Annotated in this window: 24 protein-coding genes and 3 pseudogenes; 13 read left to right on the forward strand and 14 right to left on the reverse strand. The window is 30.0% G+C overall.

Annotated features, from left to right (window positions below):
- Positions 1–81: 81 nt before the first annotated feature.
- Together QQM35_RS11150 and QQM35_RS11155 are read right to left on the reverse strand one after the other, a co-directional pair.
- Positions 82–756: an IS6-like element IS257 family transposase gene (locus QQM35_RS11150; protein WP_031919200.1), complete on the reverse strand. Its 675-nt coding sequence runs from the start codon at positions 754–756 to the stop codon at positions 82–84.
- Positions 757–843: 87 nt separating this feature from the next.
- Positions 844–1,548 carry a tRNA-dependent cyclodipeptide synthase gene (locus QQM35_RS11155; RefSeq protein WP_053023822.1) on the reverse strand — a complete coding sequence of 235 codons (705 nt, stop codon included), beginning with the start codon at positions 1,546–1,548 and terminating at the stop codon, positions 844–846.
- Positions 1,549–1,710: 162 nt separating this feature from the next.
- Here QQM35_RS11155 and QQM35_RS11160 point away from each other — a divergent pair, with 162 nt between their 5' ends.
- The 3 genes and pseudogenes from QQM35_RS11160 to QQM35_RS11170 all read left to right on the forward strand — a co-directional run bounded on the left by QQM35_RS11160 (position 1,711) and on the right by QQM35_RS11170 (position 4,262).
- Entirely contained in the window at positions 1,711–2,172 is a 462-nt protein-coding gene (locus tag QQM35_RS11160; RefSeq protein ID WP_102962075.1) for a MarR family winged helix-turn-helix transcriptional regulator, read from the forward strand.
- Positions 2,165–3,336, forward strand: a pseudogene (locus QQM35_RS11165) (MFS transporter). The gene QQM35_RS11160 and the pseudogene QQM35_RS11165 overlap by 8 nt, the downstream one beginning before the upstream one ends.
- A 251-nt stretch (positions 3,337–3,587) precedes the next feature.
- Positions 3,588–4,262, forward strand: a complete 675-nt coding sequence (locus QQM35_RS11170; RefSeq protein ID WP_031919200.1) for an IS6-like element IS257 family transposase — start codon at positions 3,588–3,590, stop codon at positions 4,260–4,262.
- Between the two features lie 85 nt (positions 4,263–4,347).
- On the opposite strand, the gene QQM35_RS11175 is transcribed toward QQM35_RS11170, so the two are convergent.
- Positions 4,348–4,893 (reverse strand): recombinase family protein, encoded by a 546-nt coding sequence (locus tag QQM35_RS11175; protein ID WP_046466213.1) that lies wholly within the window; start codon positions 4,891–4,893, stop codon positions 4,348–4,350.
- Positions 4,894–5,162: 269 nt separating this feature from the next.
- On the opposite strand from QQM35_RS11175, the pseudogene QQM35_RS11180 reads away from it, so the two are divergent.
- Positions 5,163–5,297: pseudogene (locus QQM35_RS11180) on the forward strand (helix-turn-helix domain-containing protein); the annotation flags it as partial.
- A 306-nt stretch (positions 5,298–5,603) separates the two neighbouring features.
- Here QQM35_RS11180 and arsC read toward each other — a convergent pair.
- The 6 genes and pseudogenes from arsC to arsD all read right to left on the reverse strand — a co-directional run bounded on the left by arsC (position 5,604) and on the right by arsD (position 11,332).
- A pseudogene (arsC, locus tag QQM35_RS11185) lies at positions 5,604–5,992 on the reverse strand (arsenate reductase (thioredoxin)).
- Positions 5,993–6,009: 17 nt separating this feature from the next.
- Entirely contained in the window at positions 6,010–7,302 is a 1,293-nt protein-coding gene (gene arsB / locus QQM35_RS11190; RefSeq protein ID WP_081247903.1) for an arsenite efflux transporter membrane subunit ArsB, read from the reverse strand.
- Entirely contained in the window at positions 7,302–7,616 is a 315-nt protein-coding gene (locus QQM35_RS11195) for an ArsR/SmtB family transcription factor (protein WP_002509693.1), read from the reverse strand. Before QQM35_RS11195 ends, arsB begins: the two co-directional genes overlap by 1 nt.
- The gene (locus tag QQM35_RS11200; protein ID WP_342610608.1) at positions 7,613–9,277 is read right to left on the reverse strand and encodes an FAD-dependent oxidoreductase; all 1,665 of its coding nucleotides are present in this window, start codon (positions 9,275–9,277) and stop codon (positions 7,613–7,615) included. Before QQM35_RS11200 ends, QQM35_RS11195 begins: the two co-directional genes overlap by 4 nt.
- A complete protein-coding gene (arsA, locus tag QQM35_RS11205) occupies positions 9,274–11,004 on the reverse strand; it encodes an arsenical pump-driving ATPase (RefSeq protein WP_172683533.1) in 1,731 nt (576 codons plus the stop codon). Before arsA ends, QQM35_RS11200 begins: the two co-directional genes overlap by 4 nt.
- Complete coding sequence (gene arsD / locus QQM35_RS11210; RefSeq protein WP_011304044.1) at positions 10,985–11,332, reverse strand: arsenite efflux transporter metallochaperone ArsD; 348 nt, start codon at positions 11,330–11,332, stop codon at positions 10,985–10,987. Before arsD ends, arsA begins: the two co-directional genes overlap by 20 nt.
- Before the next feature lie 284 nt (positions 11,333–11,616).
- Here arsD and QQM35_RS11215 point away from each other — a divergent pair, with 284 nt between their 5' ends.
- From QQM35_RS11215 to QQM35_RS11230, 4 genes are all read left to right on the forward strand, one after another.
- The gene (locus QQM35_RS11215; protein ID WP_002509689.1) at positions 11,617–11,811 is read left to right on the forward strand and encodes a hypothetical protein; all 195 of its coding nucleotides are present in this window, start codon (positions 11,617–11,619) and stop codon (positions 11,809–11,811) included.
- Between the two features lie 49 nt (positions 11,812–11,860).
- A complete protein-coding gene (locus QQM35_RS11220; RefSeq protein ID WP_011304045.1) occupies positions 11,861–12,181 on the forward strand; it encodes an ArsR/SmtB family transcription factor in 321 nt (106 codons plus the stop codon).
- Between the two features lie 90 nt (positions 12,182–12,271).
- Entirely contained in the window at positions 12,272–13,156 is an 885-nt protein-coding gene (locus QQM35_RS11225; RefSeq protein WP_112380567.1) for a permease, read from the forward strand.
- A 13-nt stretch (positions 13,157–13,169) separates the two neighbouring features.
- Complete coding sequence (locus tag QQM35_RS11230) at positions 13,170–13,304, forward strand: hypothetical protein (protein ID WP_002509686.1); 135 nt, start codon at positions 13,170–13,172, stop codon at positions 13,302–13,304.
- Between the two features lie 135 nt (positions 13,305–13,439).
- Here the strand turns inward: QQM35_RS11230 and QQM35_RS11235 are convergent, their stop codons facing one another.
- Both QQM35_RS11235 and QQM35_RS11240 read right to left on the reverse strand, forming a co-directional pair.
- Positions 13,440–13,640: a hypothetical protein gene (locus tag QQM35_RS11235; RefSeq protein ID WP_002448025.1), complete on the reverse strand. Its 201-nt coding sequence runs from the start codon at positions 13,638–13,640 to the stop codon at positions 13,440–13,442.
- A 5-nt stretch (positions 13,641–13,645) separates the two neighbouring features.
- Entirely contained in the window at positions 13,646–14,440 is a 795-nt protein-coding gene (locus tag QQM35_RS11240; protein ID WP_002448023.1) for a ParA family protein, read from the reverse strand.
- 645 nt (positions 14,441–15,085) lie between these two features.
- On the opposite strand from QQM35_RS11240, the gene QQM35_RS11245 reads away from it, so the two are divergent.
- From QQM35_RS11245 to QQM35_RS11265, 5 genes are all read left to right on the forward strand, one after another.
- On the forward strand, positions 15,086–16,078 hold the full coding sequence (locus tag QQM35_RS11245) for a replication initiator protein A (RefSeq protein ID WP_002471380.1): 993 nt from the start codon (positions 15,086–15,088) through the stop codon (positions 16,076–16,078).
- A 30-nt stretch (positions 16,079–16,108) separates the two neighbouring features.
- Positions 16,109–16,810 (forward strand): zinc ribbon domain-containing protein, encoded by a 702-nt coding sequence (locus tag QQM35_RS11250; RefSeq protein WP_104681718.1) that lies wholly within the window; start codon positions 16,109–16,111, stop codon positions 16,808–16,810.
- A gap of 20 nt (positions 16,811–16,830) precedes the next feature.
- Positions 16,831–17,106 (forward strand): hypothetical protein, encoded by a 276-nt coding sequence (locus tag QQM35_RS11255; RefSeq protein WP_153907253.1) that lies wholly within the window; start codon positions 16,831–16,833, stop codon positions 17,104–17,106.
- A gap of 302 nt (positions 17,107–17,408) precedes the next feature.
- A complete protein-coding gene (locus QQM35_RS11260) occupies positions 17,409–18,083 on the forward strand; it encodes an IS6-like element IS257 family transposase (RefSeq protein WP_145376072.1) in 675 nt (224 codons plus the stop codon).
- A 290-nt stretch (positions 18,084–18,373) separates the two neighbouring features.
- Positions 18,374–19,618, forward strand: a complete 1,245-nt coding sequence (locus tag QQM35_RS11265; protein ID WP_145376082.1) for an aminoacyltransferase — start codon at positions 18,374–18,376, stop codon at positions 19,616–19,618.
- A gap of 180 nt (positions 19,619–19,798) precedes the next feature.
- Here QQM35_RS11265 and QQM35_RS11270 read toward each other — a convergent pair whose 3' ends face one another.
- The 3 genes from QQM35_RS11270 to lqo all read right to left on the reverse strand — a co-directional run bounded on the left by QQM35_RS11270 (position 19,799) and on the right by lqo (position 22,311).
- Positions 19,799–20,473 (reverse strand): IS6 family transposase, encoded by a 675-nt coding sequence (locus QQM35_RS11270; protein WP_002512555.1) that lies wholly within the window; start codon positions 20,471–20,473, stop codon positions 19,799–19,801.
- 202 nt (positions 20,474–20,675) lie between these two features.
- Complete coding sequence (locus QQM35_RS11275; RefSeq protein ID WP_071561274.1) at positions 20,676–20,786, reverse strand: SE2200 family small protein; 111 nt, start codon at positions 20,784–20,786, stop codon at positions 20,676–20,678.
- A gap of 25 nt (positions 20,787–20,811) precedes the next feature.
- Complete coding sequence (gene lqo, locus QQM35_RS11280) at positions 20,812–22,311, reverse strand: L-lactate dehydrogenase (quinone) (protein ID WP_342610589.1); 1,500 nt, start codon at positions 22,309–22,311, stop codon at positions 20,812–20,814.
- Between the last annotated feature and the right edge of the window lie 114 nt (positions 22,312–22,425).

Below are 22,425 nucleotides of genomic sequence, written 5' to 3' on the forward strand. Positions count from 1 at the left end.
TTCTTATAATAATGCCTATAAAGGTTCTGTTGCAAAGTAAAAAAATATAGTTAACCACTAATTTATCATGTCAGTGTTCGCTTAACTTGCTAGCATGATGCTAATTTCGTGGCATGGCGAAAATCCGTAGATCTGAAGAGACCTGCGGTTCTTTTTATATAGAGCGTAAATACATTCAATACCTTTTAAAGTATTCTTTGCTGTATTGATACTTTGATACCTTGTCTTTCTTACTTTAATATGACGGTGATCTTGCTCAATGAGGTTATTCAGATATTTCGATGTACAATGACAGTCAGGTTTAAGTTTAAAAGCTTTAATTACTTTAGCCATTGCTACCTTCGTTGAAGGTGCCTGATCTGTAATTACCTTTTGAGGTTTACCAAATTGTTTAATGAGACGTTTGATAAACGCATATGCTGAATGATTATCTCGTTGCTTACGCAACCAAATATCTAATGTATGTCCCTCTGCATCAATGGCACGATATAAATAGCTCCATTTTCCTTTTATTTTGATGTACGTCTCATCAATACGCCATTTGTAATAAGCTTTTTTATGCTTTTTCTTCCAAATTTGATATAAAAGTGGGGCATATTCTTGAACCCAACGGTAGACCGTTGAATGATGAACGTTTACACCACGTTCCCTTAATATTTCAGATATATCACGATAACTCAATGCATATCTCAGATAGTAGCCAACGGCTACAGTGATAACATCCTTGTTAAATTGTTTATATCTGAAATAGTTCATACAGAAGACTCCTTTTTGTTAAAATTATACTATAAATTCAACTTTGCAACAGAACCATTTATTTCATACTCTTTATCAAAAATACTTTTAGACACTTTTAACATAATTATCCCCTTTTTCCGTTAATATAATATAGCCCTGTTTTTCATTCATTTTTAAATTGAACTGATCATTTATAATATTAGTACCTAATTCCCATGGTGCATGATAAGCCATTAAAGTTTCTTGTGTATTAATTATGGGATTAGCATTTAAAAAGAATGGTAATTCTGCTAAAACATATTGTGCTGCATACTCTAAAGTTTCATCAGTGATTTCTATGGATGTATTAACATTTTTTCCTTTGCTTTGTAATGCTTGAAGTGACATTTTTAAACAACTGTTTTTAAAATTAGAATCTGTATTGAACTGATCTACAATAGTCTTATATATATCAATATAAGAAATATTATTTTTAAAATCAGAAAACCTATGAATTCTATTAGTTATGGTTTTATTACACTTTATAATTTCATCTTCACAAAATCTGATTTGCCGTTTAATTTCTTTTCGTACTTTTTGATTAGCTTTAGAAGATGAATATCCTAAGCATTCTAAAAGATTTTTAGATTCTTCTCCTGCCAATAAAATAGAGAAATCATCAAAATTTGAATTAGCCCATTGAATAATCTTTCTTATGTAGGATTCGTTATACTTACTTGTAAAAGGGCTAATTCCTAAAATGACATGTTTTTTTCTTTGATAGATTTGTTTACAGTTTTTTGTTAAAAAGTCTACTTTAAAGTCTTGCACGTTATCCCTCCCCACATATTGTTAACCTATTAATATTTACCTGGTTAACAATTTATAGAATATCAGAATTATATAGTGTAAGCAATTGCATTTGACAAAAAAAGGGAGATAAGTAATAATATTGTTAACCGGTTAACAATAAAGGAGAGAGAAAAGATGAATATGCAAAAAAAAGTCATATTAATGTTACAACAATTCATTATAGAAAGAGAAAATGCCGATAAAAGAAGACAATATAGAAAAGAAAATGAGGATATGGATTTATCTTTAACTCAATTTCATATCATAGAGATCATTGATAAACATGAAAAAGTTAATAACAAGTTTCTTGCCGAAGAACTAAACGTATCCAAGCCAGCAGTCACAAAATCTATTAAGAAACTTTTATCTAAAGAATTAGTAGTTGAACTGAATAATGAGTCAAATAAAAGAGAAGTTTATTATAATTTAACTAAAAGAGGAGAAAAACTTTCTTTTATACATGATGATTTACATAAAAAAGCAGTAAAAAAATATGAAGAAGTATTGAAAGTATTTGATGAAAAAGAAATGGAAACTATTATTGAATTTCTAAAAAGAAGCGTTGATGAGTTAAAAAAAGAAGAAGTTGATTCAAATGATTGAGGTGAAAAGTAACATAAGATTATATGTTTTAGGATTTTTAGCATTTTTTGCTTCATTAATTCAAAATATATATACACCTATCATTCCAAGATTACATGAAGACTTTCATGTATCGTTATTTTGGATAAATGTAACTGTAGGCGGTTTTATATTTATAGTTGCTATAATGCAGATAGTTTTAGGAAAAAGTATAGATTCTAGAGATTCAAAAAAAGTACTTTTAACAGGCTTAGGAATTGTTATCATATCTAGCTTAATGTGTGCTATAACGAATAATTTTGTTTTGTTTGCGACGGCTAGATTATTTCAAGCTATTGGTTGTGGAATCATTCCACTTGTAACTTTAACTCTATTAGCTAAATTAAGTGAAGGTGATAGCAGAGCATCTGCGATGGCAAATTACCAGATATTTTTATCGTGTGCACCAGCAATAGCGCCCATTTTGGGTAGTAGTATAGGTGCCAAATGGGATTATATAGGTATCTTTAGTTTTTTATTTATTATATCCATCTTATTATTTCTTATTATTACTTTTACTAAGATTCCAAATGTTGAAAAAGGTGTAGGGAAATTAACAGAAAAGGTGAATGAAAAATACTTATCAGATAAAGTTTTTATTACTTTAGTGGTATTAGGATTTTTAGCATTTTTTACTTATTTTTCTATATTAGTTTATCTACCTACATTACTAAATCATGTATATAATATAAGTGAAGGCATATCTGGTATATTATTTTTACCGATTACTGTTAGTGTCATATTAGGTAGTATGTTCTATAAAAAAATAGCCAAAAAATATAACAGCTTAATGATACTTAGATGTACTATAATTATCTTTTCTATATTCACCTTATTATTTGGAATATTTAACTCTGTAAATTTAATAATCTTATCTTTTATTATTTTTGTGCTAGGTTTTTTGTTGGTGTTGTTCCTGCGTTGCTATCGACGTTAATATCTCAAAGATTTGAAAATATAAAGGGTAAGGTTTTAGGGATTTTTAATTTTGTAAGGTATATAGGTATGACAATAGGAGCAATATTGATTGGATTAGTATCTCAATTATTTATACCATATTATTTTGGAATAGTTTCTATAATTCTAATAATAATATTTATCTATATCAAAGCAAAAACATTTGAAAATATGTTTAATAAAGAGTGAATTCTATATTGAATAGCAGTAAATATGAATAAGCTATACATTTCAACTACCCATAAGGCATGTTATGGCAACGAAAGAGGGAACTCATTTTTGAGTCCCCTCTTTCTATTTATTTTAATTAATATTAAGTATTATTTTTTTCTGATGGAAATGATTGTCCCAATAATGCTAAATTCCCAATTATAAAATATATAAGGTTCTGTTGCAAAGTTGAATTTATAGTATAATTTTAACAAAAAGGAGTCTTCTGTATGAACTATTTCAGATATAAACAATTTAACAAAGATGTTATCACTGTAGCCGTTGGCTACTATCTAAGATATGCATTGAGTTATCGTGATATATCTGAAATATTAAGGGAACGTGGTGTAAACGTTCATCATTCAACGGTCTACCGTTGGGTTCAAGAATATGCCCCACTTTTATATCAAATTTGGAAGAAAAAGCATAAAAAAGCTTATTACAAATGGCGTATTGATGAGACGTACATCAAAATAAAAGGAAAATGGAGCTATTTATATCGTGCCATTGATGCAGAGGGACATACATTAGATATTTGGTTGCGTAAGCAACGAGATAATCATTCAGCATATGCGTTTATCAAACGTCTCATTAAACAATTTGGTAAACCTCAAAAGGTAATTACAGATCAGGCACCTTCAACGAAGGTAGCAATGGCTAAAGTAATTAAAGCTTTTAAACTTAAACCTGACTGTCATTGTACATCGAAATATCTGAATAACCTCATTGAGCAAGATCACCGTCATATTAAAGTAAGAAAGACAAGGTATCAAAGTATCAATACAGCAAAGAATACTTTAAAAGGTATTGAATGTATTTACGCTCTATATAAAAAGAACCGCAGGTCTCTTCAGATCTACGGATTTTCGCCATGCCACGAAATTAGCATCATGCTAGCAAGTTAAGCGAACACTGACATGATAAATTAGTGGTTAACTATATTTTTTTACTTTGCAACAGAACCTGTAATAAACACATTCAAAACAGTTGCTATTTTAATACTCGATAAACTGTAGATCTGCTTACCCCTGTTTGTTTCGCAATTTCTTCCCCAGTAAGTTTTTGTTCATCATATAAGAATTTAATTTCTCTTTTCTTATGATTTGGTAATGAAGGTCTTCCGCCTTTTCGTCCTCTTGCTCTTGCAGCTTCTAACCCTTTTTTCGTACGTTCACTTAATAAGTTAGCTTCAAGTTCCGCAAATGCACTCATCATGGTAAAGAACATTTTGCCCATTGCATCTTTGGTCGATACGTTCATATCTATAATATGTAAATCAATGCTGTTTTCATCGAACCATTGAGATAACTCAATTAATTGCTTCGTTGTACGTCCAAGACGATCTAGTTTATAGATAACCAGGATATCTCCTTCACGCAAATAATCTAAACACTTATCAAGTTCTGTTCTTTTGGTTTTACGACCACTTGCTTTCTCGCTAAAGATACGTTCACAACCATAGTCTTCAAGTGTATCAATCTGTCCATCAAGACTTTGATCTTGTGTTGATACACGTGCATAACCAATTTTAGCCATTTCAATACCACCTCTTTTAATCGTTTTATGGGCACTTATTAACGAAATCTAATTCTCGATGCAAATAAACGCGTCTCTCATCGTCTAAAAACTCATGATTTTTGATATTTATGATACATTGATTATAACACAAGTTTATAGACTTAAATATCCAAGAAAAACTTCTTAATATTAAGTTAAGAGGTTTTGTGTCAAAAACGAACATTTTTAATACTCTAATCATACATACAGAAATACTGTTTTACTAGCATCGATAATGGTTCGATTAGGGTAGACCCAAACGCGATGATAATAACCTTAGAGATGCTATTGAGATGTATATGAGCAAAAAATACACTTTAGATGAGATAAAAGAACAGACAAATATAAGTAGAGCAACCTTGTATCGTCATCTAGATAAATAAGAGGTGATGAACGTTGTTAAAACAAGATTTAGTGTATAATGTACTGTTATCGATTAGAGAAGAATAAAGTGTAGATTTTAAAACTTTAGATGTAAGCGAAAAAATTTTTTATTAGCACTTGAAAGCATAGCGAGGCAAGATTTAGCAAAAAATATAGAGTTATTCTACAATGGGTGTTTTCCTATATGTGGCACAACAATATATGCAGAACTAACAGAAAAAGGTAAGCAGCAAATATCATTATATAAAACAGAGGATAAGCACATATAACAATGCTTATCCTCTGTTTTTGAATTTTATATTAACTTAATTATCATAAAATTGCTTGATCTTTTGACCTATTTCATCTCTTACACGTTGAAATTCTGACCAAGATTTACCTGCTGGGTCATCAAAGCCCCAATGTTCTTTTTTTACATTAGGCGGGATGACTGGACAATTCTCATCAGCATCACTACAAAGTGTAACAACTAGGTCTGATTGTCTTAATATTTTATTATCAATTAAATCAGAAGTATGGTTTGATATGTCAATATCCACTTCTTTCATAGCTTCTATCGCCTTAGGATTTACGCCATGCGTTTCGATACCTGCTGAGTAAACATTCCATTCTTCGCCGAGTATTTCTCTTCCTCAGCCATTTGACTACGACAAGAATTACCAGTACATATAAAGTAAATTGTTTTCTTATCCATTTATTATTACCTCTCTTTTAAAAAATTATTAGTGTTAAATATAGACCTAATAGGGTTACAAATAAAACAGGGATTGTGATAATAATTCCGGTCTTAAAATAGGTTCCCCAAGAAATCTTGACACCTTTTTGAGTTAGTACGTGTAACCAAAGAAGTGTGGCTAACGAACCAATTGGTGTTATCTTAGGCCCCAAATCAGATCCGATAATATTCGCATAAATCATACCTTCTTTTAATATTCCTGTAGCACTCGATTGACCAATAGCTATCGCATCTATTAAAACGGTTGGCATGTTATTCATAATAGAGGATAGGAATGCAGCTACAAAGCCCATACCCATAATGCTGCTAAATAAGCCATAACTTGAAATGTTTGTTAGTACATCACCAAGAAGTGTTGTAATGCCCACGTTTTTCAAACCAAATACGACGAGATACATACCAATGGAGAATAAAACAATATTCCATGGCGCACCTTTAATTACTTGTTTCGTATGCACGGCTTTAGATTTATGCGCTAATAATACAAATATTAAAGCAATGATACCAGCAATAATGGATACTGGAATATTTATAAACTCACTTATTAAATAACCAATGAGTAATATACCAAGTACGATCCACGAGATGTTAAAAAGTTTTTTATCTTTAATCGCTTCTCTTGGTTCTCTAATGTTTACTGCATTAAATGTTTTTGGAATAGACTTTCTAAAATATAACCATAAAACAAGAATACTTGCGATCAATGAGAATATATTAGGTATAATCATTTTACTGAAGTATTCAATAAATCCAATATCGAAATAATCTGCGGAAACAATATTAACTAAATTACTGACAATGAGCGGTAATGATGTAGAATCAGCTATAAAACCACTAGCAATAATAAATGGAAATATCGCTTTTTTATCAAATCCTAAACTACGAACCATAGCTAAAACAATAGGAGTAAGTATTAAAGCTGCTCCATCATTTGCGAAGAAAGCTGCTACAACTGAACCTAATAGCATGATAAAGATAAACATTTTCAATCCGCTACCTTTTGATGCTCTCACCATATGTATAGCAGACCATTCAAAGAAGCCAATTTCATCTAATATGAGTGAAATAAGAATAACTGCAACAAAAGTTAAGGTCGCATTCCAAACAATTCCAGTAACTTCTAGTACGTCTGAAAAGCTTACAACGCCAGTGATTATAGCAACTACAGCACCAATTAATGCAGTAATACCAATATCTAGACCTTTAGGTTGCCATATAACAAAAATTAACGTTAATACAAATATTGTGATTGCTAATATCGTCATCATTAACACTCACCTTTCTCTACTGTTTCACATATACATGGGACAGTACTGGAACTCAATAGAGTCAGTCGTGATGTAACGTCATCCAATACGTCATGATTCAATTTGTATAAATTTTTATTACCATCTTTTCTGGATGTAATTAAATTATTGTCTTTTAATACTTTCATATGATGACTTAATGTGGGTTGAGAAAAAGAAAAATGCTCTAATAAATCACAAGCGCATAATTCACCACAAGATAACAAATCTAATATTTCAAGACGGCTACTATCAGCAATCACTTTCAAGTATTGTGATATCTCATTATAATTCAATTTTTCTTCTCCCTTTCTACTTGAAATCTTTTATATCGTTGATAATTTTTATTGCCACCTGATAAATTATATACTTGTTTAAAGCCTAAATTAATAAGTACGTTTTGTGCAGCATTACCAGTAGTACCTTTATTACAATAAGTCACGATTGTTTGATTTTCATCTAACGTTTTTGCATAACTTCTCAACGTTTTCAATGGGACGTTAATCGCTCCATCAACATGATCAACTTCAAATTGCTTTGGAGAACGTACATCTAAAATCAATAAATCATTTTTTTGTTTTACGACTTCTTCAGGCGTTATAATTTTACGTCCCCGAGTAATATTGTGACCAATCATCCCTGTATAAATAACAGGATCTTTAGTTGTAGAAAAAGGAGGTGCATATGCTAAATCTAAATGAAATAAATCTTCTGCTTTGGCACCAAATGTTATAGCAGTAGCTAGTACATCTATTCTCTTATCTACACCTTCATACCCAATAATTTGGGCACCCAGTAATTTAGAATTGTTTTTATCAAATATAGCTTTAATTACCATTTCTTGGCCTTGCATATATTCTGGACGATTCGGTTTCACATTGTGTAATACGTCAATATCAATATCTAAATCAATAGCTTCTTTTTCAGTTAAGCCTGTTTGGGCAATTGTCATATCAAATACACGAACAATGCCTGTTCCTAAAATCCCTTTATGTTCTAGATTTCCACCAGTTAATCGATCTCCTAAAATACGTCCCATTTTATTTGCTGTAGAACCTAGCGGTCTATATATAGGGTTACCAGTAATTAAATTATAACTTTCTGCTGCATCACCAATTGCATATATATGAGGAATATTTGTTTCCAAATACTTATTGGTTTGTATTGCTCCAGATTCTCCAATATTAATACCAATTTCTTTAGCTAATTTAGTATTTGGTGTGACACCAATCCCAATAATGATTAAGTCTGTATCAATTAATTCGCCAGTTTTTAAGCTGACTCTATTTATCGTATGATTCTCATCATAATCAATAATGTCAATTTCATTATAGGCATATACGTTAGCTTTATCTTCAATATATTCTTGAATCATAAAACTCATATCGTAGTCTAAATGAGGCATAAAAGTGTTACGTTGAACAATTGAAGTGTTGTAATTAGATAATTGTTCTAACATCTCTAAACCAATAAATCCACCGCCAACGATTGTTATATTCTGAACATCATGGTCATTAATATAATTATAAATTGCTTTGGCATCATTAATATTTTTAACTTTAAACACATTATTATATTCTTCGCTATTTAATTGAGGGAGTTCTTTAGGCGATGAACCTGTTGCTAATACTAATTCGTCATATTTTTGAATCATCTTTTCATCATTTACTAAATTAGTAACTGTTATTGTTTGATCACTATCATTTATCTTATTCACTTCATATTCTGTATAAATATCTATATTAAAGCGTTCTTTAAACCATTTAGCATTTCGTGGCGTGAGTTCATCAATATCAGATACATTACCGCCTATATAGTAGGGGATACCACATACGGAATACGAAATATCACTATCTTTATCAAAAACGGTAATTTCAACATCTTCACTATTTCTTCTTGCTTTAGCCGCGACACTCGTACCGGCAGCAACTGAACCAATGATAACAATTTTTTTCAATATTCTAACCCTCCATAAGGTATGACAAAGTAATTATTAAGACTTTCATTTTTAATCTTGTTTATCCAAATCGATTCATCTTCTTTTTTGTTACTAAAAAGGTCATCACGTTGATTTAGCGTAACTAATGATTGATTAACGACCCACCAATTATGTCCTATATCGGCTCTATTTAAATCTTCTACTAAACGTTTAGATTCTAAATAAGGTGTTTTTTCTGCTAGTGTTACGATTATCATCTGTGTTAAATCTTGATTTTGAATTTTAGGTAATAACGTTTCAACATTACTGGTAGTTTGAGTTGATTTTTTCTTTAGTTCTTTATGGTGATTTTCACTAGAATCAAGTAACAACAAGGTATGGCCTGTTGGAGCTGTATCTACAATTACGTAATCCATGTCTTCTTGGTTCTCCATAATGTCACTAAAGGCTTTGAAAAATGCTATTTCTTCTGTACAAGGTGATTTTAAATCTTCCATAATATAATCAATATCGTCTTGTGGTGTATCATCATTCACTGTGGCTAGTACTTCTTTTTTATACTTTTCTAATGCTTGTTCTTCATCAATATAAGCAGTATTTAAATTACTTGTGGTTTCAACATTAATTTCTTTAGTAGGGTCAGTAGTTGCTAAAAGAACACGATGTCCTTTATTAGATAATGCTGTAGCTAATTGCGTTGCTACTGTCGTTTTACCAACGCCACCTTTTCCCATTGTAAATAAATATTGAACTTTACTATTTTCAATTTCATCTGTTAATTTATTGAATTGCGGATGATCTTCAACAATAAAGTCATCATTTTCAATTAAGTTATCATCATTTAATAGATTAGTTAAACTTTCTATACCTTCTTCTTTCTGCTTTTTATATGGAACGTAATAAGCATGATTGTTATTTAACCATTCAGTAAAATGATTAATGTTTTTATCTTGTTCTGATTTCATCTGACTCGAAATTAAACCGTGACTTTCTTCTATATAGTTGTTAATGATTACTTTGAATTTAGAAATTGATAGTTGTTGTAATTCTTGTTGCGCTCTTTGAATTTCATATATAGAAGAGTGGCTAGGTTTCGCAACTAACATCATGGTCGTATCGTCTTGGTTACGTAGTTTTTCAAGTGCTGAATTATATTTACCTCTATTTTCATTTAAACCCGATAATTGACCTAAGCAAGAAGCGTCATTACTCGTTGTATTTAAATAATCTGTCCATGCAGAAGGTAATTCAAGCATTCTCAAGGTGTGACCTGTTGGAGCTGTATCAAATATAATGAAATCAAATTCTTGTTCTAAAGTTTTATCGGATAAAAAATTTGTAAATTCATTAAACGCTGCTACTTCAACTGTACACGAACCACTTAACTGTTCTTTCATCTCAGAAAGCACATCTTCTGGTAGAATACCCTCATAAGGTTCTATAGATTGTGCTTTATAATCGTCTGCAGCAGCAATCGGGTCAAAATTGGCTATAGAGAGATTAGGTATAGGTTGATATTTAGTTAATTTATTAGATAATTCCATTTGAAATACATCTTGTAAATTACTAGCTGGATCAGTACTTACTAAAGCTACTTTCTTTCCATTTTCCGCTAAGTTTAAAGCAATAGAACTTGATATCGTCGTTTTGCCTACGCCACCTTTACCAGTAAAAAACAAATATTTTGTTAACTCAACATTATCTAAATTCAATTTATTTAAGTATTTAACAGCATCCATCTCCATCACAGCATCCTCCATTTCTCATCTGATTAACCGTAATAATTTCATCGGCTTCTTCTTGGGTAATATAAGTACCCGTTTTAGCTATATTGCCTTCTATAAAAGTGATTGGTAAAACTTCATTACCTTTTTCTTGAATTAAACGAATAGCTTCTTTATTTTTAATAAATTCATTCGGATTGTTACTCATATTATAACGTTGAACTTCTATTTGATTTTGTTTTAAATATTCATTGATTTGGTTCGTCTTTATTAGTGTTTCATCCGGTTCTGGACCACATACGCCAGTAGAACAGCACATAGCTTCTTCGTATATTTCAATATTTAACATTATACTCACCTCATTAATTATTTTACTACCATAGATTAACATCTATATAGATTAGTGTATATGTATTGATTTGGATTTTTAAAATTTTACTTAATTTGAGTTTCTAATAATATAGCTAGGAAGAAAATATTTTTACTATTGCTGTGGAGCATGTCTAAGTTTATGTGAAATTATAGTTTTTTAATCTTGCAATAATGTATATATTGATTTATATTTAATATATCAAAAAAAGTTGATATATTAAATGGAATAAAATTATTTAGACAATAAGGAGGTGTGCCTGATTGCGAGTAAACCACGCAAGTACTTTATCTGTTGGTTACTTTGTAAGTTATTTAAATCTTGTTATGGTATCAAGAGAAGTCACTTTAAAAGAAGCTACAATATATATGGAGAAGGAGTTCTTTAAAGGTAATATTCATCAGTATGGTGAATCAACAGAAAATAACTACAAACAAGCAATACAAGAATTGAAATAAAGATAATATAAACTCTAATCAAATATTATAAAAAAGAGGTGCTCTTTTTATGGAAGTTATTAAAGCAAAAACTGATATGAATGAAGATCAACAATTAGATTTTTATGAAAACATGTTTAATGCACTTGCTGACAAAAATAGATTAAAAATACTTAATCAAATTAGTCAAAGCCCTAATAAATCACTATGTGTATGCGACTTAGAGGAGTTATTAGATTTAAAACAATCTAAAATTTCATATCATTTAAAAAAACTAGTAAGTGCACAGATTTTAATACCTGAAAAATACGGTACTTGGAACTACTACAAAATCAATGAAGCACAAATTCAAGTTGTATTAACTGAAGATACTTGCTGTAAAATATTATAGGATTTATCTTCTTACACATCATATTAATCAACTTTTTTTAATTTATATATCAAAAAAAGTTGATTAAATAAATTCAGAGGAGTTATACTAATGACAGATTCAATCATAGAATTCATAAAAACATTTTTAATGTTATTTTTTGAATTGTTAGCATTATTTATAGTTGTAAGTTTTATTGTAAGTTTAATTCAACAAGTAGTATCAGAAGATAAAATACAAAAGCTTTTAAGCAAACCAAATAAAGCAACCAACTATGTATTAGGAATGATTTTTGGTGCTATTACACCATTTTGTTCTTGTTCTACTATTCCTATACTTGCAGGTTTGTTAAACTCTAAAGTTCCGTTTGGTCCAGCTATGAGTTTCTTAATCGCTTCGCCACTCATGAATCCACTCATGATATTTATGCTATGGATTTTATTAGGGTGGAAAGTTGCTGTTGTTTATTTTGTTGTATTAGCGATATTCAGCATTTTAACTGGCCTTGTTTTTTCAAAAATGAATTTAGCAGAGAGTTATAAAGGCGTTAATGTCAAAGGTGATGGATTTTTCACTAATAAATCAGGATCTCGTGTTAAGCAAGCGCTAAATGATGCTTGGGCTTTCCTATATCCAATGTTACCTTATTTAATTATTGGTGTATTTATTGGGGCATTTATTTATGGATTTATTCCAGAAACCTTTATAACACAATATGCGAGTGGTGATAGTATTATCTCTGTTATTATTGCTTCTGTTATTGGTATACCTATGTATATTAGACCAGAAACAATGCTTCCTATAGCTGAAGCTTTAGTATCTAAAGGTATGTCACTGGGAACAGTCGTACCATTAATTATAGGTGGCGCAGGAGCAAGTATTCCTGAAGTTGTATTGTTATCGAAATTATTTAAAAAGAAATTTGTAATATCTTTTGTTATAGCAATTTTAGTCGTAGCTATTGCTACTGGTCTAGTTGTTAACTTAATCATTTAAGGAGGTGAAGTAAATGGGTATCAAAGACGCATTAAAAAAATTAAAACCTCAAGAACAGTCATGTTGTTCAGTTGAAATTGAAGAGAAAACAGACAAAAAAGACGAAAATAATGAGAAAAAAGAAAATGGTAATAAAAATTGTTGCTAACATTAAAAAAGTTCTGTTTGATTTTGCATTTATTAACATAATCGATGATTATCAGAAGTTACAAAAAATGCGTCACTAGTATAGTGACGCATTTTAGCATTTTCTTTATTTGAAAAATTACTATAAATTAACTTTTTAATACTTATTATTTTCTAAAAATTCTTCTAAAACTTTATCAATTATTGATTTTATAGACGTATCTTTATCTAACGCCATTTGGTTTAGCCTTTTCTTAATATCAGTATCTACTCTCATTGTTGTACTTTTAGATATAGGTCTATAATTCTCTGTGTATTTCACTTCCGAAGTATCTATATTATCTAAAAATCCAGCCATACATTTCATTCCTCCTCAATTAATTTAATTCTACTAACTAATTCTTCATATACTTTGTTGAACATATGTATGACTTTTTTATCATGCATATCTTTATCTTTTATCCCATCAGCAGCGAACTTTTTTATTCTTTCTCTTTGATATATTTGGTGTTCAAATAATGCTTCAGAAAACGCAGATTTAGACATCTCTAATATTTGTTTATCTACTCGTCCATTTTTTTTTATTAATACTGGAACTGCACCAACTAATTCAAATGGTAAATCTGACTCTTTTTTTCTATCTCTTAGAAAATTAACAAAAGAAAGACTGCTCTCATAAGCTGATTGTTGTGTTTGAAATACCATTAAAATATAATTACTTGCGTAAACAGCATTATTAGTAAAATCTGAATTTATAGTAGGTGGCACATCTATAAATACATAATCGAAATCATAAATTTTTTCAATTTTTTCTACCACATTTTTTAAAATATATCTTTTTTTCAAAATGTCTGTTTTTGAAATAATATCGGATAAATTAGCCAAAGACGAATCAGCGGGCAATAATGATAAATTAGAAGTTAATCTAATGATACTTTCATCTATATTTCCACTTTTTAGCATATTTATGAATGAAAGTGATTCCTCTTTAAATTCTGGATAAGTTCTTTTCATAATTTGAGTAGCGTTACCTTGAGGATCAAAATCTATTAAAAGAACCTTTTTGTTATAGTTTTCAGATGCAATATAAGAAAGTAATGTAGATACTGTAGTTTTACCTACGCCACCTTTAAAATTTCCAACTGTTATTATATTCAAAATAACCCTCCTACATAATCTCATTGTTCTTAATTCATTCTTATATATTCTTTGTGTTGTTTGTTACATGTAACATGTTACTGCAAAACTTTGTTTCTTTCAACTTATACATAATCTCGTTGTTCTTAATTCATTCTTATATATTCTTTGTGTTGTTTGTTACATGTAACATGTTACTGCAAAACTTTGTTTCTTTCAACTTATACATAATCTCGTTGTTCTTAATTCATTCTTATATATTCTTTGTGTTGTTTGTTACATGTAACATGTTACTGCAAAACTTTGTTTCTTTCAACTTATACATAATCTCGTTGTTCTTAATTCATTCTTATATATTCTTTGTGTTGTTTGTTACATGTAACATGTTACTCATAAAAAGTTACAAAATAAATTGTTTCTATAGGTATATAAGTGTTATTATTAATTTATAACAAAATAAAAAGAGCAACTATTGGTCGTAGTTGCCCTTAAATGTTTGGTAATAAAACGTTCCCCACGTTTATTTATCTACAATGTTTTGATACCTGTATTATATACTGAATTGTTACTTAGTGCAAGTATTGAAACTAGTAAATAAACACAAATATATATAAAAGCGTTTTATTACCTCTTACCAAATCAAAATACGGAAAGAGGTTTTTTATTATGACTGAAGAAAGATTTAATATCCAACAACAATATAGAGAAAAATTTTATCAACTGCCAAAAGTGTTTTTTACTAATGAGAAATATATGCAATTAAGTAATGATGCTAAAATTGCGTACGCTTTGTTAAAAGACAGATTAGAATTATCAATAAAGAACAATTGGTTTGATGATAATGGCGATATATTTTTCATTTTCACAAATGAAAAACTTAAAGCTATATTAAATTGTCATGATGGTAAATTAACAAAAATTAAAAAAGAGTTATCAAAAAATAATCTTTTAGAACAAGTAAGATGTGGGCAAGGACGACCTAATAAATTATATTTAATGAATCCTGAAGTTACTAAAGAAGACGTTTATGAAATCAAAAAACAAGAAGAAAACATTGATGAGACTTGTCATGACACTGAAATGCGATTTTCGCATTTCAAGAATTGCGAAAATCGCATTTCTAGAAATGCTGAAATCGCACAACAAGAAATGCGAAAATCGCACACTAATGATACTGAACTTAATGACACTGATATTAGTAATACTGATTCTAGTGATACGAATGATATGAATGATGTAAGAGAAGAAAATGTAGAAGCTACAAAACCTAATCATCCAAATCATACGAATCATTTACAACAACAATCCGATGAAGAAGCTTTAAAACATTTAGAACTTCAGGAAATGCCCGAAGATACAAAGAGATATATGAATAACTTTAGTGCTAAAGAAATACAAATCATTAAATCAGTTATTTTAAAAGCTAAGCGTTCGTTTAATGATATGTATGGTGAAGTGTATATGCTTGAAGATATGGATGATGAATTATTTACAGTACTTAAAAGATTCAAAGGTATAATGGTTAAAAAACAAGAAACTGTTGAAGCTATGCAAGGATATTTAATGCGCTCTATTTTGTCCGAATTAGAAGAAATGCGCTCAACGAATATGCGTAGAAAAAACTTTGAAAACAGTCCACTCAACGTATTTAAAACATAAAATACAAGAAAAAAGGGGGGATGATAGGCGATGAATTTTTCGTTAGTTAAAAGTTTTTTACCTCACATGACAAAAGAGGATATGAGGGTCATTCAAGTTCCGAATTGGTATTTAAGCTATTATAGACGTTTTCCAGAAAAGCTAGAAAACTGTAAATATAAGCATATCAAAGCGATTAACGATTATATAAAACAAGAAAAAGCTCATATTATTGGTATCGATTTAGGTAAATACCATTATTTAACAACGTCAAATATAGATCGATCTTTTGTTTTTGTCGATAAACATAACACGCTCTTCCATCTTTTTAGAAAATACGAGAGACGTATTGCTAATAAGCAATATGATAATAGCGAAGCTTATTCTAAACTGAAAACAGGACTTAAAAGCCACATCAATCAAGTAGTTAACGAAATGTTAGAACAAACGTCCAATCGTTTTCAAACCGTCTTTGCATTAGGTGATCATGGTTCAAGCCATTTATCTTTTCCTAGTTTGGTATTTGACTTGACTTATTTTGCGATTAAGCAGCGAAAAAATGAAAATGACGAAATACTGATCGTTGATGAAAGTTTCACGTCTATTGAATGTCCAATATGCCATGATAGAAATCAGTACAACAGAACTAATAAAAATAAGTTTAAGTGTACAAAATGTGGATTCATACATCAAAACAATGATATTGTAGCTGCTAGCAATATAGCAAAGAAAGGACAATTATTAAATTCTTAATATAAAGGGGGGATAAAATGATGAATAATAAACAAAAAGCGAGGCTAAAACATTACAAAAACTATGATTATCCAAAACAAGCGTATGCTTTCTTTGATCATAAAAAGGTAAAAGTTGTTTTAAATAATGGAGAATCATTTACGGGGTATATTGTTAAAGAATATACGTACGAAATATTATTAGTGAAAAGCGATGGCATCAAAGATCCAAAAGATAATGAATTAGAGAAACGTACGCTCATTCCTAAACACTCGATTGCTTATACGACCAATTTCATTCATTTACCTCAAGAATAAAGAATAATTAAAATTAGTTATATTGGTTTTGAGGGGATTTTTAGCGTGAATATAGGTCAGAATCTTTAGTTCGACCTTTATATTCATGCTGTAGCAAACGAACAAAGTGAGTGCGGTAGAATCATACCTAACGTAGCAAAATAAAAAATAATTATGATAATCAATAATGTTTCTCTGCACTATCATGTGCTAGAGTGAAATTAGAGAATTAATAGTCCAATCAAAACATATTCTCTTGTCATTTTGGGTTCTGTTGCAAAGTTGAATTTATAGTATAATTTTAACAAAAAGGAGTCTTCTGTATGAACTATTTCAGATATAAACAATTTAACAAGGATGTTATCACTGTAGCCGTTGGCTACTATCTAAGATATGCATTGAGTTATCATGATATATCTGAAATATTAAGTGAACGTGGTGTAAACGTTCATCATTCAACGGTCTACCGTTGGGTTCAAGAATATGCCCCAATTTTGTATCAAATTTGGAAGAAAAAGCATAAAAAAGCTTATTACAAATGGCGTATTGATGAGACGTACATCAAAATAAAAGGAAAATGGAGCTATTTATATCGTGCCATTGATGCAGAGGGACATACATTAGATATTTGGTTGCGTAAGCAACGAGATAATCATTCAGCATATGCGTTTATCAAACGTCTCATTAAACAATTTGGTAAACCTCAAAAGGTAATTACAGATCAGGCACCTTCAACGAAGGTCGCAATGGCTAAAGTAATTAAAGCTTTTAAACTTAAACCTGACTGTCATTGTACATCGAAATATCTGAATAACCTCATTGAGCAAGATCACCGTCATATTAAAGTAAGAAAGACAAGGTATCAAAGTATCAATACAGCAAAGAATACTTTAAAAGGTATTGAATGTATTTACGCTCTATATAAAAAGAACCGCAGGTCTCTTCAGATCTACGGATTTTCGCCATGCCACGAAATTAGCATCATGCTAGCAAGTTAAGCGAACACTGACATGATAAATTAGTGGTTAGCTATATTTTTTTACTTTGCAACAGAACCAAGTTGCCTTTGTAGTTACAAAAAGTTGCCTTTAACATTCTAAATCCACTGTGTCTCTAAGAATCAAAAGACGCCTAAAAAGGTTTTAAAAAGATTTATAAAAAGATATTAAAAAGTTCGGGGCAATTTACCCTTTAGGAAAATATAAAAAAATAATTTATATCAATAATATAATTGAAAAATACTTTTCGATTGTTATAATAAAGTTACATGAGTTAGGAGGATAGTTATATGCATTTTACAACTTTGACAGAAAAAGAATATGAAGATTTTATCAATAGTAGACCAGTACATTTCACGCAATCTATAGATCAATATCGATTTCGTAAAAATAAAGACAATGATGTTCATTTGGTTGGAGTTAAAGATAATGATGAAGTCATAGGTGCTTGTTTACTATCTGAAGCAAGAGCGTTAAAAATATTTAAATATTTTTATTCTCATAAGGGACCGGTTCTTGACTATAATAATAAAATACTTGTTGATTGCTTTTTTAAAGGATTAACTAAATATTTGAAAAAGCACAGAACATTATTTGCATCATTGGATCCATATATTTTAGAAAACATTAGAAATACAAATGGAGAAATACTACATTCCTTTAATAATACAAATTTAATATATCAACTTTCAAAATTAGGATATAAACATCAAGGGTATACAGTCGGTTATTCTCAAAAAAGTCAGATTCGTTGGTTGTCTGTATTGAATTTAAAAGATAAAAGTAAAGATACTATATGGAAAGATATGGAATATCAAACACGACGTAATATCAATAAATCCTTAGAAATGGGAGTTGAAACAATTACATTAGATATATCTGAGACACAACGGTTTTATCGTTTGTTTAAAATGGCTGAAGAAAGACATAATTTTAAATATAGAGAGAACCCTTATAAATTTTTTAAAGAAGCTCAAGTAATGTATCCACAAAATTCAATGGTTAAGTTATCTTATATTAACTTGCAAAATTATTTAAAACAACTTGAAATTACAAGGGTAGAATTAAATAAATCAATGGAAATGATAAAAGATAAGCTCAAAGAAAATCCGAATTCTAAAAAGAGTAAATCTCAACATAAACAATTAGAACAAAAACTTCAAAGTAATAAAAAGAAAGTTCAAGAAGCACAAAGTTTAATTGATAGTGAAGGTAATATTTTAGATTTAGCAGCTGCTTTATATATATATAATAAAGATGAAGTTTACTATCTTTCGAGCGGTTCAAACCCTAATTTTTACCAATTTAAAGGAGCATACGCATTACAATGGGACATGATTCAATTTGCACTAGATCATCAGATTCCAAGATATAATTTTTATGGAATTACAGGAGACTTTAGTAAAGATGCTGATGATTATGGAGTACAACAGTTTAAAAAGGGATTTGGTGCACATATTGAAGAATATATTGGAGATTTTATTAAACCTATACATCCATTGTTTTATAAAATTTATCAAATTTTGAATAAATAAATTGATTGTAATACTTTTATACATAATAGATGTAAAAGATTATAAGTGACATGTTTTACAAAACGATCTTTTTCATTCCCAATCCGTTATCGTTCTGAGGCTCAACAGATCGCTAAAAAGGTTCTGTTGCAAAGTCAGAAAAAATATAACTAATTATCATTTTAACATGGTAGTATTCCCTTAACTGGCCAACATGTGATTAATTTCGTAGCACGGCGAAAATCCGTAGATCTGAAGAGACCTACGGTTCTTTTTATATAGACCATAAATACATTCAATACCTTTGAGTGTATTCTTTGCCGTATTGACGCTTTGATATCTCGTCTTTCTCACTTTAATATGACGGTGATCCTGCTCAATGAGGTTATTAAGATATTTAGATGTACAATGACAGTCGGGATTAAGTTTAAAATCTTTAATCAACTTAGACATTGCCACCTTCGTCGAAGGTGCCTGGTCTGTAATTATCATTTGAGGTTTACCAAATTGTTTAATAAGTCGCTTAATAAACGCATATGCTGAATGATTATCTCGTTTCTTACGTAACCAAATATCCAATGTATGACCATCTGCATCAATGGCACGATATAAATAGCACCATTTTCCTTTTATTTTAATGTATGTCTCATCAACGCGCCATTTATAATAAGCTTTTTTATGCTTTTTCTTCCAAATTTGATACAAAATAGGAGCATATTCTTGAACCCAACGGTAGATCGTTGAATGATGAACGTTAACGCCGCGTTCTCTTAGTATTTCAGATATATCACGATAACTAAGCGCGTATCTTAAGTAATAGCCGACGGCTACAGTTATTACATCTTTATTAAATTGCTTATATCTAAAATAATTCATAGAGAACGCTCCTTTTTTGTTAAAATTATACTATAAAATTAACTTTGCAACAGAACCCTTATAGTACTATACTTACAGAATCCAAAAACTCTATCAATGAAAAAAGAGATCTCATATATGAGACCTCTTTTTAATATCACTAAAAATTGAATTTGGGTTTATAAAACTAATATACGTAATAATTTTTATAAATATTTTGACTCTAATATTCTATGTTTGGTGCTTGGTTTACATGTTTTTGGTAACGTTTGAGTGCACAAAAACCAATAGTACTAATAATTGTTACTATTAATAATTTTTTCACGCTTAACATTCCTTTTTTAGCATTGTATTGTAGCCTACTTATTGTTTTGATAGTAATTTAATTCTAAATCTTTTGATGTCTGTTGACGGATTTTTTTCATTAACGCAGTATCATTAATGAGTGATTTACCATAAGATGGAATCATTTTTTGTATTTTAGGTGTCCATTCAGATTCATATTCAGGGAAGTTTTTCTCAAGTACTTCTAAAGCTACAGATACTGAAGTCGATGCTCCTGGAGACTCTCCTAATAAAGCTATTACCGAATGATCTTCAGAATTAACAACTTCTGTACCAAATTGAATAAATCCTTTACCATATTCGGGAGTATCTTTAATCACTTGTACACGTTTGCCTGCAGTGTATAATTGCCAATCTTCATCACGTGCTTCTGGATAAAATGTACGTAAATGATTCATACAACCTTCTTTAGTCATTAATATTTGATCAAATGAATATTTGATTAAAGGTAGGTTTTTAGCAGCAGCAGATAACAATGTTGTAATATTATATGGTTTGATTGATTTAAATAAATCAAAATTAGAACCATTTTTTAAGAACTTAGGACCCACACTAGCGAATGGACCAAATAATAATGTACGTTCACCATCAATATATCGAGTATCCAAGTGAGGTACTGTCATAGGTGGTGTGCCAGGTGGCTCTTTACCGTAAACTTTGGCATCGTGTTGGGCTATAATGTCTGGGTTAGTACAAATTAAAAATTGTCCTGTAATAGGGAATCCGCCCAAATGTTTACTTTCTGGAATTCCAGTTTTTTGTAATAGTGGAATAGCACCACCACCAGCACCAATAAATACATAATCAGCAAGTTCAGTTTGAACATCACCGCTGTTACGTTGACGCACTTTAACTTCCCATTTACCATCTTTTCGATGGTTAAAGTCTATTACTTCATGATTATATTGGACATTGGCATTAGGATGTTGTTCAATATTTTTAGCCATTTTACGAGTAAGCTCTCCAAAGTTAACGTCTGTACCTTCGTTAATCTTACTAGCAGCCATAATATCACTTGAGCTATGACCCTCCATCATTAATGGAACCCATTTTCTCATCTCTTCAATATCTTCTGTATATTCAATATTGTCGAACATTGGAAAATCCTTCATAGCATGATAACGATCCTTTAAGAATTGAACGTTATTTTTACCTCTAACAAAACTAATGTGAGGTAATGGTTGAATAAATTCTTTAGGGTTAGAAATACTATTATTTTTAACTAAATAACCCCAAAATTGTTTTGAAATCTCAAACTGTTCATTAATTTCTTTTGCTTTTTCTATATCAATTGATCCATCAGGTTGTTTCACTGTATAGTTCAATTCACATAAAGCAGCATGACCTGTTCCAGCATTATGACGCTCATTTGAACTTTCGATACCAGGACGATCTAAACGTTCATATAGTTTTATATTCCAACTTGGTTCTAACTCTTTAAGCATAGAACTAAAAGTTGTGCTTAAAACACCAGCGCCAATAACAACAACTGTTTTTGGCTCTTTTGTATTCATAATTGACTCCCTTCTTTTAAGTACAAATATTAATGTAATACAAAACATACAGAAATTAAAATACTTATTTTTAATAAGAACTATTCTTTTATAGAATAGATGGTTCTGTTGCAA

It is taken from the genome of Staphylococcus hsinchuensis, assembly GCF_038789205.1.
GTDB lineage: Bacteria > Bacillota > Bacilli > Staphylococcales > Staphylococcaceae > Staphylococcus > Staphylococcus hsinchuensis.